Raw genomic sequence first — 14,711 nt, 5'->3', positions numbered from 1 at the left:
TTGCGGCTCCTATCGGTGGTCGGTCCGGAGCTTGCGCTCCAAATACAGGGAATAGCGGGACATGCCGTAGCAGGCGACAAAGAAGATGGCGCCGACGAAAAGGTAGGGCTCCCAGTAGATGCCCTTCCAGGCGATGTCGGCGCGCACGATGGTGGTGACGCCGCGCAGCGGATCCATCAGGCCGACGAAAGAGACCAGCGTGGTGTCCTTGAACAGGCCGATGAAGGTGGAGACGATGCCGGGGATCGAGACCTTGAGCGCCTGTGGCATGATGATCAGCCGCTGCGCCTGCCAGTAATCAAGGCCGAGGGCGTCGGCGGCTTCGTATTGACCTTTGGCAAGGGCGGCTAGGCCACCCCGGATCACCTCGGCGTTGTAGGCGGCCGAGAACAGGGTGACGAGGATCACCACGCGCAGGATCAGGTCGAACTGCACCTGCGGCGGCAGGAAGTATTGCAACAAGAGGCTGGCGGTGAAGAGCATGGTGATCAGCGGAACGCCGCGGACGAATTCAATGAAGCCGACCGACAGCGCCTTGATCAGGAACATGTTGGATTGGCGGCCAAGTGCCAGCAGGATGCCGATGGGCAGCGAGATGGAGATCGAGGAGACGCCGATCAGGAAGGCCAGAAGGAAGCCGCCGAACTTGTCGGACTCGACAGGTTGGATCGCCAGCGGCAGGACGGATTGCACGGCGCCGGACACGTAGCCCTGCAGCGCCAGCCACCAGATGCAGGCGGCGACAAAGCCGAGGGCGGTTGCCATCACAACGCCGATGCGGGGGCTGAGGAGACGATAGACCACCGCCAGGATGACGAAGCCCAGCATCGACATCAGCGGCCCCCAGACCGAACCGCCCCAGAGCAGGAAGACGGTGGCAAAGGGATAGATCGCAGTCACCGGCAGCAGGCGCGAGGGGGCCAGGGTCGCCAGCACGAAACAACCGGCCATCCCGGCGGCACAGAGCACAAACAGCCAGATCGGGCCTTGGGCCAGCGCCAGCCCGATGATGGTCAGCAGGGCCACGCTGCCCACCAGTTTTGTGGCGCTGCGCGGGCTGTCAGAGTAGAGGACCGGGGTCATGGCCACAAACAGCAGGCCGAAGTTCAGGATCGGACGCCAGTAGATCTCGGGCGGGTAGAAGCCGTAGATCCATTGGTACCAGCGGTCGCGGATCATCGCCCAGCAGGCGCCGGTGGCATCGGGGCCGAAGTTGGCGGCAATGGAGGCGCGGCATTCGGTCAGGGAGTCCGCAAACCAGACGCCATGCAAGAGCCAGGGCGCCGAGATGACCCCGAGGTAATAGACCACCACGATCGACAGCAGGGTCAGGATCGCGTTCAGCCAACTGGAAAACAGGTTCTGGCGCAGCCATCTGACCGCGCCGCGTTCGGTGACGGGCGGGGCCAGCGGGGGCAGCATTTCGGTGCGGTTGAACTGCATCTTACCGCTCCTTCAGCTTGATCGAGCTGTTGTAGACGTTGGCCAGCGACGAGATGATCAGGCTGATGATCAGGTAGATCAGCATCATCAAGAGCATGCACTCCAGCTCTCGTCCGGTCTGGTTCAGGGTGATGCCGCCCAGCGTGCCGCGCAGGTCAAGGTAGCTGACGGCGATGCCCAGCGAGGTGTCCTTGGTCAGCGACACCCATTGCGAAATCATCGGCGGGATGATGACGCGCAGGGCTTGCGGCAGGATGACAAGGTTCATCGTGCGGCCCGGGCGCAGGCCAAGGGCGTAAGCCGCCTCACTTTGGCCCCGTGAAATCGCCTGAATGCCGGAGCGGACGATCTCGGCCGTGACAGAGGCGTAGTAGAGGGTCAGTGCGAGGGTCAGCGCGGTGAAGGCATGGTCGAAGCTGAGGCCGCCGGCGAAGTTGAAGCCCTTGTAGACCGGGTATTCAAGGTGAAAGCCCATGGCGAACAGGGCGACGAGGGTTGGCAGGATCAGGATCGCGAGGCTTTGCCACCATGTGACCGGGCGGACACCGGTGGCCTCTTGCACCGTTTTGGCGCGGCGCAGGAGCCAGCGGTTGGCCCAGACCGACAGGCCGATCAGCAGGAGAACGAAGATGGCCGAGGTGTTGATCGTCAGCCAGGCCGTCTCGATGGCGGGCAGCGGGCGGTCCAGCAGCGGCATGGGCACGTTGGTGGAGCGGTTGGTGATGGCGACCGAGTCCCACAGGCTCATGCTCGCCTTGGCTATCCCGTTGATCGGCTTGAAATCCTTGGGCTGCGGCATCGTCTCGGAGAAGATCGCGCTGACCAGGATGATCCACAACAGCAGGGGAACGTTGCGGAACATCTCGATGTAGAAACCGACAAGGCGCGAGATGATCCAGTTCTTCGACAGGCGCAGCACGCCCAGAAAGATGCCGAGCAGGGTGGACAGAACACCGGCCAGCACGGCCACGACCATGGTGTTGATCAGGCCGACGAAAGCAGCGCGGATGTGGAAACTGTCGTTGGTGTAGGGGATCAGATGCTGACCGATATCATATCCGGCACGGCGCCACAGGAAGCTGAAGTCGATGTCCTTGCCCTTGAGGGCAAGATTGGAGCGGACATTCTCGGCCAGCCAGGCCACGCAGAGCAGCGCGAGGATCAGGACGATCACCTGAATGGTGACGGTCCGGTAGCGCGTATCATATACCAGCATTCCCAGCCGAAACCCGGGTTTCGGCATTTCATTGGCCAAAGCCATATAGTTCCCCCTGAGCGCCGTTGGTCCGGTTTTCCGGTTATGCGCCCTGCGCCGGCAGGGTCGCTACGGGCATTATGTCGAAAAAGGGCGCGACCCGAAGGTCGCGCCCCGGATCTGCCTACCGGAACGGCGGGGCGTATTGCAGGCCGCCCTGCGTCCACAGCGCATTCAGGCCACGGGCCAGCTTGATCGGGGTCGAAGCGCCGATGTTGGCTTCGAAGATTTCGCCATAGTTGCCGTTGGCGGCGATGGCGCGCTTGGCCCAGTCGTTGTCGAGGCCGAGCATCTTGCCCTCGTCGCCTTCAAGGCCCAGCAGGCGGCGCACTTCGGGATCTTGGGTCGAAGAGGCCACTTCGTCGATGTTCGCCTTGGTGATGCCCTTCTCTTCGGCTTCGACCAGCGCGTAGTAGGTCCAGCGGACGATATCGCCCCACTGGTTGTCGCCATGACGGACGACCGGGCCCAACGGCTCTTTCGAGATGATTTCCGGCAGGATCACATAGTCATCCGGCTTGGGCAGGGTTGCGCGCGAGGCAGCCAGACCCGAAGCGTCGGTGGTGAAGGCGTCGCAGGCGCCGGCCAGGAACTGGCGCTGTGCGTCCGCATCGTCGGCCACGGTGACGGGGGTGTACTTGATGTTGTTCGACTTGAAGTAGTCGGCCAGGTTCAACTCGGTCGTGGTGCCGGTCTGGATGCAGATCGTGGCGCCATCAAGTTCCTTGGCCGAAGACACGCCGAGGTCTTTCTTCACCATGAAGCCCTGACCGTCGTAGTAGTTCACGGCCACGAAATCGAACTTGAGGTCGGTGTCGCGCGAGAAGGTCCAGGTCGAGTTGCGGACCAGAAGGTCCACTTCGCCGGACGCGAGCGCGGTGAAGCGGGTTTCGCCGGTGGTGGGGACGTATTTCACCTTGGACTGGTCGCCCAGCACGGCAGCCGCAACGGCCTTGCAGAGGTCAACGTCAAAGCCTTGATAGTTGCCGTTGGCATCGGGGGCACCGAACCCGGTCAGCCCGGTGTTGGCGCCGCAGTTCAGCACGCCGCGTGCTTTCACGTCGTCCAGCGTGGTTGCAAAGGCAGAACCTGCCAGCAACGCACCTGCGGCGAGGGTGCCGAAGAATACGGTCTTCTTCATATAGCGTCTCCCTGAAGTCCCCGTTTCGGGGGGTTGATTATGCTTTCCTGCCGGTTACGGCAGAGACGGGCCGCTTCCACGGCCTGTGGGACCATCATCTGTCACGCAGATTTGAAAGGTCAAGCATTTCCCGTATAGGCGATTAAACCCGTCATGTTTTTGTGTATTTCAGCTTTAAGCGGGCATGATCCGAACCTTAGGCGGGTTCCGCAGGCTGGTTTATGGCTGGCAGAGCGCAAAGAATCCTGCGGCCTGGTGAAAAGATTGCCGCTTGAGGGCGACAATCTGCGCCGCGTCCTCGTCTTCACCCCATTGCTCGATCTGCCAGACCTCGTCGATTCGCGAGATGTCCCAGGCTTCGTCTGCGGTCAGTCGGCCCCGGGCAACGGCGAAGGCGAGGATCAGGGAGCCGGACAAGGCAACAAGATCATGCAGCGCGGCCAGTCGGAAATGGCCAAGGTCAAGGACGTGCTGGTGCAGGGTTTGCAGCGACTGTGCCGGCTGGTCGATATGGATGACGCCAAGGGTGGCATTCAGCGGCGCCTGCAGCACTTGCGCCGACCAGTCGAGCAGGGGGTCCCAGGCGGCCAGCTGGCGGTCGATCAAGGCTTGCGGTTTGACGGCGCGGTAACACAGGTGATCGGTGGCGCCATAGGCGGCGATCAGGCCCGCGACCTCGTCATACTGCGGGATGACCTTGTCGATGGCCGAATTGGCCATGCGGGTGGCGGGCATGGATTCGGGGTTCACAAGGCCCGTCTGCGCGTCCCATTCCGCGGCGATCAGCGCGGCCAGCGTCTGGGTCGGCAGGATCAGGCTGGCTTTGGCGGGGGTTTTGACCCGGCGACCATCCAGATGCACGGCAAAACCGCCGTCCTCGGGGACGACGGTGGCGGCTTTCCAGAAGCGTTTGGGCTTCCAGTTCGACATCAGCGGTCCCCGAACGGGTCGGCGGGAACGTCCTTTTCGTTCCAGTCGAGCATTTTCCAGGTTTTCGCCATGTGGTCGGGCAAGGGGGCGGTGAAGGTCATGATCTCACCCGTCACAGGGTGTTCGACCGTCAGTTGGCGGGCGTGCAGATGCAGCTTGCGGCTGACATCGCCGCCGATCGAAGCGCCCCAGCCGTCGCCCATGTTGTCGGCCGTGTTGCCACCGTATTTGCCATCGCCGGCAATGGGATGGCCCATTTCCGCCATGTGGGCGCGCAACTGGTGGGTGCGGCCTGTCACAGGCTCCAGCGCCATCCAGGACATGCGGGTGCCGAGGAACCAAAGCGTGAAGAAGTCGGTCTGCGCGCGCTTGGCATCGGGGAAGTCGGCCATCTTGGCGGGGTGGATGCAGAGCATCTTTTCGCCCTCGCCGCGCCCGCCGGGGGCTTTCATCAGGCCGTATTTGATGGAGCCTTGTTTCGGGTTAGGCACACCGGCGACCAGCGCCCAATAGATCTTGCGGGTGTTCCTATGGCGCAAAGCCTCTGACAGGCGGCGGGCGACCCGGTCGGTACGGGCCAGCATGAGAAGGCCCGAGGTGTCCTTGTCCAAGCGGTGCACCAGCTTGGGCTTGTCCTTGTAGCCGAACTTCAGCGCCTCGGCCAAGCCATCGACATGGCGTTCGCCCATGCCGGAGCCACCTTGCGAGGCAAGACCGGCGGGCTTGTTGAGGATGATCATGTGGTCATCCTTCCACAGGACGGCGTTCTGGATCATCTTGGTGTCGGCGGCGCTGATCTTGCCATCGGGGGCGTATTCCGGGGCCGCCGCATCTGGCAAGGGCGGGATGCGGACGGTCTGGCCGGGCAGGACGTGGTCGGAGGCTTTCACCCGGCCGGAATCGACCCGGACCTGACCCGTGCGGCACATCTTTTCGATGGCGCCTTGGGTGATCTGGGGAAACATGCGCTTGATCCAGCGGTCGAGGCGCTGTTCGCCCTCGTCCTCGGTGACGGTGATCAGTTGAACGGCGCTCATGCGAGGACCCTTTCGGTGAGGGCCGCGCCAAGGGCTACGGCAAGAAGGGAGAGGACGACGGACCCTGCGACATAAGCCAGGGCGGTGCCGGGCTGGCCGGATTGGTAGAGTTTCAGCGTGTCCAGCGAGAAGGCGGAAAACGTGGTGAAGCCGCCAAGGACCCCGGTCATCAGCAGGGGGGACAGATGGGCGCGTTGGAAGAGCACGACGTAGAGAACGCCCATCGCAAAGCTGCCCAGAATGTTGACCAGCATGGTGGCCAAGGGCGCGCCCACCGCGAATACGGTGAGATAGCGCAGCACAGAGCCGAGCGCGCCGCCAAGGGCGACTTGAGTCAGGATCCAGATCATCAGAGTTCCTTGGGTGCTGCGCAGGGAATTGTCAATGTCAGAGCGGGGCTCTGCCCCGCACCCCGGGATATTTGTGAACAAATGAAGGGGTCAGGGGTCGTTGCGTTTGGCGCGCAGCTTGGCGAAATACTCGATGCGCTTGTTGAGTTCGCGTTCAAAGCCGCGTTCGGGCGGGGCGTAGTAGACCGGGCGCTTCATGTCGTCGGGGAAGTAGTTCTGGCCGGAAAAGCCGTCTTCCTGATCGTGGTCATAGGCATAGGTGGCGCCGTAGCCCAAGGATTTCATCAGCTTGGTGGGGGCGTTGCGGATGTGGAGTGGCGGGGGGAGGGAGCCGGTCTGGCGGGCAGCCTCGCGCGCTGCATTGTAGGCCTTGTAGACGCCGTTCGATTTGGGGGCCAGCGCAAGGTAGACCAGCGCCTCGGCCAGCGCCAGTTCGCCTTCCGGGCTTCCGAGGCGTTCATAGGTCTGCCAGCTGGCGAGGCAGATTTCCTGCGCCTGCGGGTCAGCGAGGCCGATGTCTTCGACGGCCATACGGGTGATGCGGCGGGCGAGGAAACGCGGGTCCTCGCCGCCTTCCAGCATGCGAGCGAACCAGTAGAGGGCGGCGTCAGGGTCGGAACCGCGGACGGATTTGTGCAGGGCGGAGATGAGGTTGTAATGCTCCTCTCCGCTCTTGTCGTATTTCGAGGCGCGGCGCATCAGGCGGGTGGACAGCTGGTCGGTGGTCAGGGTTTTGGTGACCGTCCAGGCCATGATCTGCTCGATCAGGTTCAGGAGGGTGCGGCCGTCGCCGTCGGCCATGTCCACCAGCGTCTCGCGGGCCGGGCCGTCGAGCGGCAAGGCGCGATTGACGTCCTTCTCCGCCCGCTGGACGAGGCGTTCGAGGTCGGTGGGGGTCAGGCGTTCCAGGACGATGACTTGGGCGCGGCTGAGAACGGCGGCGTTGAGTTCGAAGCTGGGGTTTTCGGTGGTCGCCCCGACGAGGAGGATGGTGCCGTCCTCCATATAGGGCAGGAAGCCGTCTTGCTGCGCCTTGTTGAAGCGGTGGATTTCGTCGACGAACAGCAAGGTGCCTTGGCCGTTCTGGCGGCGGATCTTGGCGGTCTCGAACACTTTGCGCAGGTCGGGGACGCCGGTGAAGATGGCGCTGATCTGCACGAAATGCAGATCGGTTTCCTGTGCCAAAAGGCGGGCGATGGTGGTCTTGCCGACGCCGGGCGGTCCCCACAGGATCAAGGACGACAGGCTGTGCGCGGCCAGCATCGAGCCCAACGGGCCTTCGGGTGACAGGACATGGCCTTGGCCGATCACCTCGGCCAGCGTGCGGGGGCGCAGGCGATCGGCCAAGGGGCGCGGCGCGTCAGGGGCAGTGGAGGGGGAGTCGAAGAGGTCAGCCATGAGCAGAGGTTACCCTTGGCCGACCGCAAGGGCCAGAGGTCAGAGGTCGAAGGTGGCAAAGACCGGGACGTGGTCGCTGCCCTTCTCCCAGCCGCGCACCGGGCGCAGGATGCGGCTGCCATGGGCGGCGCTGGCAATGTCTTTCGTGGCCCAGATGTGGTCAAGGCGGCGGCCCTTGTCACCGGCATCCCAATCGGGGCTGCGATAGGACCACCAGCTGTAAAGGTTGCCCTCGGGGATGTCTTGCCGGGTCACGTCCACCCAGGCACCCGCGTCCATCACGTCATGCAGGTGGGCAACCTCGATCGGCGTGTGCGAGACGATCTTCAGCAGTTGCTTGTGGTTCCAGACGTCATCCTCACGCGGGGCGATGTTGAGGTCGCCGACAAGGATGGCGCGGTCGGGGTGGCCCCAGCGGAAATGGTCACGCATCTCGGTCAGAAAATCGAGCTTCTGGCCGAATTTCTCGTTCTCGGCGCGGTCAGGAATGTCACCGCCAGCGGGCACATAGCAGTTGTGGATGGTGACGCCGTTTTCCAGCTGCGCCGCGACATGGCGGGCATGGCCCAGGGCGGCAAAATCCTTGTCGCCGGCATCGACGATTGGCAGTTTGGACAGGATCGCCACGCCGTTGTAGCCCTTTTGACCGCGCGCCACCATGTAGCGGTAGCCAAGCGCACGGAACTGATCCAGCGGGATCAGCTCGACCGGGCTTTTGCATTCCTGCAGGCACAGGATGTCGGGCTGTTCTTCCTGCATCAGGCGCGCCACCAGCCCCTCGCGCAGACGGACAGAGTTGATGTTCCAGGTGGCGAGGGTGAAGGACATGGGCGCGCTCCAAATGCAGACGGCAGAGCCTAGGCTCTGCCGCCGCCAGCCTCAAGCCCGCAAACTTCAGTCGTGCAGGGTATAGCTGCCCAACTTGCACACGTCCTGCGTGTCATCGACGGTCACGCCATCGGCGGTGACAAAGCGGATGTCATAGTCGCACACGGTTTCGCCGTCGGTGATGCCGATGGTGCCCTGAGTGCCGGCGGCAACCTTGTCCACCGTCAGGATGTTCGGACCCCAGGTGTCCTTGTCATGCGGCGTCAGATACATCTCGGTCACGTCATGCGACGAGTTGTTGATGAGGGTGAATTGCAGGTCCTCGGCGAAGGCCGGTGCGGCAAAGGACGCGGCAAGGACGGCGGCGATGGTCAGAAGGCGCATGATGCTCTCCAAGCTGTGATTCAACGTAAGTTCAGGATATATCCCTATTCGCGTAGCGTTCTGGCACACTTATCGCTTTTGGCAAACTCAAAAGCGCAGCCATCTTGATCTAAGTCGTTGCCTTGACTTGTTTGGGGCCGCCCCGCAGTCTGCGCCCATGTCGCATGAACCTCTTTGGCGGAACCCAAGTTTCCGCTTTGTCTTTGGGGCTTCGCTGTTCAGCCATCTGGGCACCGGAGTCTATGGCGTTGCATTTCCATGGTTTGCCACCCTGCTGACGCGCAACCCCTTGCTGATTGGGCTGGTGGCCATGGCACCGCAGCTGCCGTGGGTGGTCTTCGCCCTGCCGGTCGGGGTCTGGACGGACCGGCTGGACCACCGCGCCACGCTTGTGCGGGCCAATCTGGTTCTTGCGGTGATGACGCTGGCCGTGGTTGGACTGGCGCTTTGGGCAACGCCGGGGCTGGCGGCGGTTCTGGCGCTGGCGGCGATTGCCTTCCTCATCGGCTCGGTCGAGGTTTTGCGGGACAATACCGCCCAGACCATCCTGCCCGATGTGGTGGAGGCTGACGCCCTGGAGGCCGCCAATGCAGCGCTGCAAAGCAGCGAGAATTTGGCAGGGCAATTCATCGGCCCGCCGATGGCGGGGGCGATGATCGCAAGTTCGATCGCCCTGCCCTTCGGATTTCAGGCGGCAATGCTGGCCCTGTCAGCCGGTTTGATGGCGCTGCCGGTCGTGCGGCATCGGGCACGGGCCCCGCAGCAAGATTTCTGGCCGGCGCTGCGCGAGGGACTGCGGTGGCTGTGGCGCAATCTGGCGCTGCGGCGGCTGGGGATCGTGCTGGGGGCCTACAACTTCCTGTACCAGATGATCTGGGCGGTCATGGTGCTTTATGCGCAAGACAGCCTGCATCTGACCGCCGTCCAGTACGGCGCGCTGTTGTCGGCTCTGGCGGTCGGCGGCTTGGCGGGGGGATTGGTCGCACCGGCCCTGCTGCGCCGGATCGGCGCGCGGCGCGGATTGCTGCTGTCGGTTCTGGGATTCTGTCTGTCAACGGCCGTACTGATCTTCACGGAAAATGCATGGCTTGCCGGGGCGGCCCTGTTCGGTGACGCCTTCACCAGCATGACGTGGAACGTGGCCACCGTCAGCTATCGCCAGCGCCACATCCCGGCGCCTGTTCTGGGCCGGGTCAACGCGATCTACCGGTTTCTCGGCTCGGGACCGCGACCGTTCGGGTCACTGCTGGGCGGGGCGCTGGTGGCCGTGGGGGCCCCGCTGGGATCGTTCGCCCTGCATCTGCCCTTTGCGGCCGCAACCCTGGGTGGCATTGCGATGCTGGCCTACTGTGCCCGCAACCTGCATCTGGACTGAAAAAAGAGGCCGGGCACGAGGCCCGGCCAGGTCCAACAGGGAGGAGTCGTGCCATAACCCCGACACGACAAGGGGAACCGTTCGCAACAATCGCTGCATGCACTCAAGATAGGGTGGGAATCTGGCAATAATAAGCCCAAAACCCAAATTTCTTATCCTTCGTGCAGAATTGTTGCATTTTCGCGATCAATGGCAGGATCAGGCCACCAGCTTGTAGCCGCCATTTTCAGTGACCAGCAGCCGGGCATTCGCCGGATCAGTCTCGATCTTCTGGCGCAGGCGGTAGATGTGGGTCTCCAGCGTGTGGGTGGTCACCCCGGCATTGTAGCCCCAAACCTCGTGCAGCAGCACGTCGCGCGCCACAACCCCAGATTGCGCCCGATAGAGGAATTTGAGGATATTGGTCTCTTTCTCGGTCAGGCGGATCTTCTTTTCCTTGGGGTCCAGCAACAGCTTTTGCGCGGGCTTGAAGGTATAGGGACCCATCTGGAACACGGCGTCTTCCGACTGTTCGTGCTGGCGCAGCTGGGCGCGGATGCGGGCCAGAAGCACGGGGAATTTGAAGGGCTTGGTGACATAGTCATTCGCGCCGGCATCGAGGCCAAGGATGGTGTCGGCGTCCGAATCGTGACCCGTCAGCATCAGGACCGGGCACTTGACCCCCGCCTTGCGCATCCGCTTGCACAGCTCGCGCCCATCGGTGTCGGGCAGGCCGACGTCAAGAATGACAAGATCATAGGCCGCGGCCTTGGCCTTCTCCATCCCCTCCGCCCCGGTGCGGGCTTCAAAGACGTCGAAGTCTTCGGTCATCACCAACTGTTCCGACAGGGCCTCGCGCAGGTCGTCGTCGTCATCAACCAGAAGAATTTTGCGCAGGGTGGACATGGGAACCTCCATCGGTTTCGGCGTTGGTGTGAAAATGCGCCCACAGGGTGCAAGCTTCAAGATTTGCAACAGGCGAGTCACGCGGTCGTGTCGGGGCACGGGCGAATGTTTCAAAATCGGTGGCGGACGGCTATGGAGTGTTACACCCCGCGAACCGGAGAAGCCTATGAAACCGCTGGATATGGTCGTCACCCGCACGGGCCTGCGCTTTATGGGGCGCAAGCTGCCGTGCACGGTCGGGCGTGGCGGGATTGTCGCGGCGGAGGCCAAGCGCGAGGGCGACGGCGGCACGCCGGTCGGGGTACACCGCATCGTCGGCATGCTGTACCGGCCGGACCGCATGGCGCGCCCGACCGATTGGGCGCTGCCGATCGGGCCCTTGGACCTGTGGTCGGATGATGTGAAGGATGCGGATTACAACCTGATGGTCCGCGCCCCGCACCCCTTCAGCCATGAGGCGCTGCGGCGGGCTGACCCGATGTATGATCTGATCCTGATCACCGACTGGAACTGGCCCTCTTCGGTCCCGGGGCGCGGCTCGGCCATCTTCATGCACCGGTGGCGCAGACCGGGGGCGCCGACGGCGGGCTGCGTGGCCTTGGCACCGCAAGACCTGCTGTGGGTCGCCCAACGCCTGCGCCCGCAAAGCCGCTTGATCGTGCCCGGCTGACAGGCCTTTCCAAAACGCTTTGGAGGCCGTAAAGTTGGCCCGAGTCGCGGGAGGATTCAGCATGGCCAAATCGGTAACCGTCGCGGAAGACGAGATTTTCGCGTTGCGTCTGGCGCGCAGTGCCCCAGACCTGTGGCCGATGCTGGAGGCGATCTATGGTCGCCACGCTGACTATGACAGCTTCAGGGAACGCCTGCTGGCCGCCCTGCGCAAAGGTTGGCGAGACCGGCCCAAGGACCTCAAGCGGCTTGACCTGCAGCGCGATCTGGAGCCGGACTGGTTCCAGCGCCCCAATATGGCGGGCTATGTCTTCTACATCGACCGCTTTGCCGGCAATCTGAAGGATGTGTTGGGGAAACTCGATTACCTTGAGGACCTTGGCATCACCTATGTGCATTTCATGCCCTGCCTGAAGCCGCGTCCCGGTGACAGCGACGGCGGCTATTCGGTGATGGACTACCGCGAGATCAATCCGGCCTATGGCACGATGGAGGATTTCGAAGAGGTGTCGGCGGCGCTGCGGGCGCGGGGGATTTCGGTCTGCGTCGATCTGGTCTTGAACCACACCGCCAAGGAGCATGCCTGGGCGCAGGCGGCCGCCAAGGGGAATGCGAAATATCAGGACTATTACCTGATGTACGATGACCCCTCGATGCCGCGCGAGTTCGAAAAGACGCTGGTGGAGATCTTTCCGGACACGGCACCGGGTTCCTTCACCGAATATCCGCATTTTGGCAAATGGGTCTGGACCACGTTCAACGAACACCAGTGGGACCTGAACTGGGCGAACCCGGACGTGTTCCTGGAAATCACCGAGATCATGCTGTTCCTGGCCAACAAGGGCGTCGAGGTGCTGCGGCTGGATGCGGTGGCCTTCATGTGGAAACGGCTTGGCACCCGCTGCCAGTCCGAGCCTGAGGTTCACATGCTGTTGCAGGCCCTGCGCGCCTGCTGCCGGATCGCCTGCCCTGCCGTGCTGCATCTGGAGGAGGCGATTGTCGCCCCGGCCGAGATGCTGCCCTACCTTGGTCGCGGCAAGCACGACGGGAAGGAAGGCAACCTCGCCTACCACAACAGCCTGATGGTGCAGTACTGGAGTGCCATTGCCACCCGTGACGCCCGCCTGATGCGGCATGTTCTGGGCACCCACTTCCCCGAACGGCTGACCAATGCGACCTATGCCACCTATATCCGCTGCCATGACGACATCGGCTGGGCGGTGACGGATGAGGATGCCGGCGCCTTGCACATGTCAGGCGGCGCGCATCGGAACTTCCTGTCGAACTTCTATGAAGGCTCGTTCCCCGGCAGCTTCGCCAAGGGCGCGCTGTTTCAGGTGAACGAGGAAACCGGCGACAAGCGAATCTCTGGCAGCTTCGCCTCATTGGCGGGGCTGGAGCGGGCCGAGGGCGACACCGGGGCGACCGCGCTGGCGGTGCAGCGCATCCTGCTGGGCCATGCGCTGATCGCGGCGTTTGGCGGGATTCCGTTGATCTATATGGGTGACGAACTCGCCATGCTGAACGACTATGGTTATCTGGACGTGCCGGAACATGCCCATGACAGCCGCTGGATTCACCGGCCCAAGATGGATTGGCACCTGGCGCACTTCCGGCATTCCGATGACAGTGCCGCAGGGCAGGTGTTCCGGGGCACCAAGCATATCCTGGCCCGCCGCAAGGTCACGCTGGCCATTCACGCCGCCCATCCGGTGAAGATCATCGACCCCGGCCTGAACGGCGTCTTCGCCTTTGTCCGCAAGGCACCGACCGGCGTGTTGCTGGGGCTGTTCAACATGACGGAACACTGGCTGCATCTGCCCGAAAGCCTGGCGCGCGGCCATGGCGTGACGCTGATGCACGACGCCCTGTCGGACCATGCCGTGACCTCGCATCATGGCATGATCGCCTTGCCGCCCTACGCGCGGGTCTGGCTGACCTGACCGGATCAGCCGTAGTGTCTGGCGCCGAAGATCGCCGAGCCGACGCGGACATGGGTTGCCCCCAGCGCCACGGCGGATTCGAAATCGCCGCTCATCCCCATCGACAGACCTGACAGGCCGTTGCGGGCGGCCATCTCGGCCAGGTGGCGGAAGTGGGGGGCGGAGTCTTCACCCTCGGGCGGGATGCACATCAGGCCGAGGGGGTTCAGGTCCATCGCCCGGCAGTCTTTCAGGAAAGAGTCCAAGGCTTCGGGCAGGATGCCAGCCTTCTGCGGTTCGGCCCCGGTGTTGACCTGAACGAACAGGTCCGGGCAGGTCCCCCGCGCCTGCGCCAGCTTGGCCAGCTTGTCGGCCAGCGACGGACGGTCCAGCGTGTGGATGGCGTCAAACAGCTCCACCGCTTGCTTGGCCTTGTTGGTCTGCAGGGGGCCGATCATGTGGACCTTGGCATCGGGGAACTCGGCACGGAAGCCGGGCCACTTGCCCGCCGTCTCTTGCACATAATTCTCGCCAAAGACGCGGTGCCCGGCGCGCAGCACCGCCAGCACCTTTTCGTCGGGCTGCACCTTGGACACGGCCAGCAGGGTCACCGACCCCGGCGCGCGGCCAGTGGCGGCGATGGCGGCATCAAGACGGGTGCGAATTTCGGTCAGCGACATCATCAGGCTCCAGCATCTTGGCGGCGACAGGAGCACGGGATGTGCCAAAAGAAAAGAGCGGGCACAAGGCCCGCTCTTTCCCATTCAGATCCGGTTGGATCAGAACGACAGGGACACGCCAACGTCTGCGACGGTGGTGCCTTGTGCGGAGCCGACACCGGCTTTGACGGAAGCGCCGCCGCCGAGGTTGTAGGCAACGCCCAGACCATAGTTGGCCTTCGCGTGGTCACGAGTCTTGGCATAAGCGCCGGTCACGGTCAGAGCCGGATCGACAGCGTAGTCAACCGAGATCGCTTCGCCGTTGTCGTTGTAGCGGCTGTCTTGGGTCAGCTTGACCTTGACAGTTGCTGCGCCGAAGGTCGCGGTGCCCTTGACGGACAGAACGTGGTCGGTGTCGTCAGCTTCGTAGCCGAC

At 63.4% G+C, this 14,711-nt stretch carries 15 protein-coding genes; 3 read left to right on the top strand and 12 right to left on the bottom strand.

Annotation, left to right across the window (positions count from 1 at the left end):
* Window positions 1-9: 9 nt before the first annotated feature.
* From AC1Y2B_RS11535 to AC1Y2B_RS11495, 9 genes are all read right to left on the bottom strand, one after another.
* Window positions 10-1,443, bottom strand: coding sequence for an amino acid ABC transporter permease (locus AC1Y2B_RS11535; RefSeq protein WP_482253238.1), 1,434 nt, complete (start codon window positions 1,441-1,443; stop codon window positions 10-12).
* A gap of 1 nt (window position 1,444) precedes the next feature.
* A complete protein-coding gene (locus AC1Y2B_RS11530) occupies window positions 1,445-2,704 on the bottom strand; it encodes an amino acid ABC transporter permease (RefSeq protein ID WP_482253237.1) in 1,260 nt (419 codons plus the stop codon).
* A gap of 118 nt (window positions 2,705-2,822) precedes the next feature.
* Window positions 2,823-3,839, bottom strand: a complete 1,017-nt coding sequence (locus AC1Y2B_RS11525; protein WP_482253236.1) for an amino acid ABC transporter substrate-binding protein — start codon at window positions 3,837-3,839, stop codon at window positions 2,823-2,825.
* Window positions 3,840-4,058: 219 nt separating this feature from the next.
* Complete coding sequence (locus AC1Y2B_RS11520; RefSeq protein ID WP_482253235.1) at window positions 4,059-4,769, bottom strand: ATP12 family chaperone protein; 711 nt, start codon at window positions 4,767-4,769, stop codon at window positions 4,059-4,061.
* Window positions 4,769-5,806 carry an RluA family pseudouridine synthase gene (locus AC1Y2B_RS11515; RefSeq protein WP_482253234.1) on the bottom strand — a complete coding sequence of 346 codons (1,038 nt, stop codon included), beginning with the start codon at window positions 5,804-5,806 and terminating at the stop codon, window positions 4,769-4,771. The genes AC1Y2B_RS11520 and AC1Y2B_RS11515 overlap by 1 nt, the downstream gene beginning before the upstream one ends.
* Window positions 5,803-6,156, bottom strand: coding sequence for a fluoride efflux transporter CrcB (gene crcB / locus AC1Y2B_RS11510; RefSeq protein WP_482253233.1), 354 nt, complete (start codon window positions 6,154-6,156; stop codon window positions 5,803-5,805). The genes AC1Y2B_RS11515 and crcB overlap by 4 nt, the downstream gene beginning before the upstream one ends.
* 90 nt (window positions 6,157-6,246) lie before the next feature.
* Complete coding sequence (locus tag AC1Y2B_RS11505; protein WP_482253232.1) at window positions 6,247-7,554, bottom strand: replication-associated recombination protein A; 1,308 nt, start codon at window positions 7,552-7,554, stop codon at window positions 6,247-6,249.
* Between the two features lie 39 nt (window positions 7,555-7,593).
* Entirely contained in the window at window positions 7,594-8,382 is a 789-nt protein-coding gene (locus AC1Y2B_RS11500; RefSeq protein WP_482253231.1) for an exodeoxyribonuclease III, read from the bottom strand.
* Window positions 8,383-8,448: 66 nt separating this feature from the next.
* Complete coding sequence (locus AC1Y2B_RS11495) at window positions 8,449-8,766, bottom strand: hypothetical protein (protein ID WP_482253230.1); 318 nt, start codon at window positions 8,764-8,766, stop codon at window positions 8,449-8,451.
* Window positions 8,767-8,923: 157 nt separating this feature from the next.
* Here AC1Y2B_RS11495 and AC1Y2B_RS11490 point away from each other — a divergent pair, with 157 nt between their 5' ends.
* The gene (locus AC1Y2B_RS11490) at window positions 8,924-10,141 is read left to right on the top strand and encodes an MFS transporter (protein WP_482253229.1); all 1,218 of its coding nucleotides are present in this window, start codon (window positions 8,924-8,926) and stop codon (window positions 10,139-10,141) included.
* A 198-nt stretch (window positions 10,142-10,339) separates the two neighbouring features.
* Here the strand turns inward: AC1Y2B_RS11490 and AC1Y2B_RS11485 are convergent, their stop codons facing one another.
* Window positions 10,340-11,026 carry a response regulator transcription factor gene (locus AC1Y2B_RS11485; RefSeq protein WP_482253228.1) on the bottom strand — a complete coding sequence of 229 codons (687 nt, stop codon included), beginning with the start codon at window positions 11,024-11,026 and terminating at the stop codon, window positions 10,340-10,342.
* Between the two features lie 166 nt (window positions 11,027-11,192).
* On the opposite strand from AC1Y2B_RS11485, the gene AC1Y2B_RS11480 reads away from it, so the two are divergent.
* The gene (locus tag AC1Y2B_RS11480) at window positions 11,193-11,696 is read left to right on the top strand and encodes a L,D-transpeptidase family protein (RefSeq protein ID WP_482253227.1); all 504 of its coding nucleotides are present in this window, start codon (window positions 11,193-11,195) and stop codon (window positions 11,694-11,696) included.
* 61 nt (window positions 11,697-11,757) lie between these two features.
* Window positions 11,758-13,638: an alpha-amylase family protein gene (locus tag AC1Y2B_RS11475; RefSeq protein WP_482253226.1), complete on the top strand. Its 1,881-nt coding sequence runs from the start codon at window positions 11,758-11,760 to the stop codon at window positions 13,636-13,638.
* 5 nt (window positions 13,639-13,643) lie between these two features.
* On the opposite strand, the gene AC1Y2B_RS11470 is transcribed toward AC1Y2B_RS11475, so the two are convergent.
* Window positions 13,644-14,297: a YggS family pyridoxal phosphate-dependent enzyme gene (locus tag AC1Y2B_RS11470; RefSeq protein ID WP_482253225.1), complete on the bottom strand. Its 654-nt coding sequence runs from the start codon at window positions 14,295-14,297 to the stop codon at window positions 13,644-13,646.
* Between the two features lie 99 nt (window positions 14,298-14,396).
* A partial coding sequence (locus tag AC1Y2B_RS11465; protein ID WP_482253224.1) for a porin occupies window positions 14,397-14,711 on the bottom strand: 315 nt, incomplete at its 5' end.

The organism is Stagnihabitans sp. (genome assembly GCF_964946895.1).
Note: the sequence above shows the minus strand (reverse complement) of the source record. Positions and strands in the feature narration are given on the sequence as shown.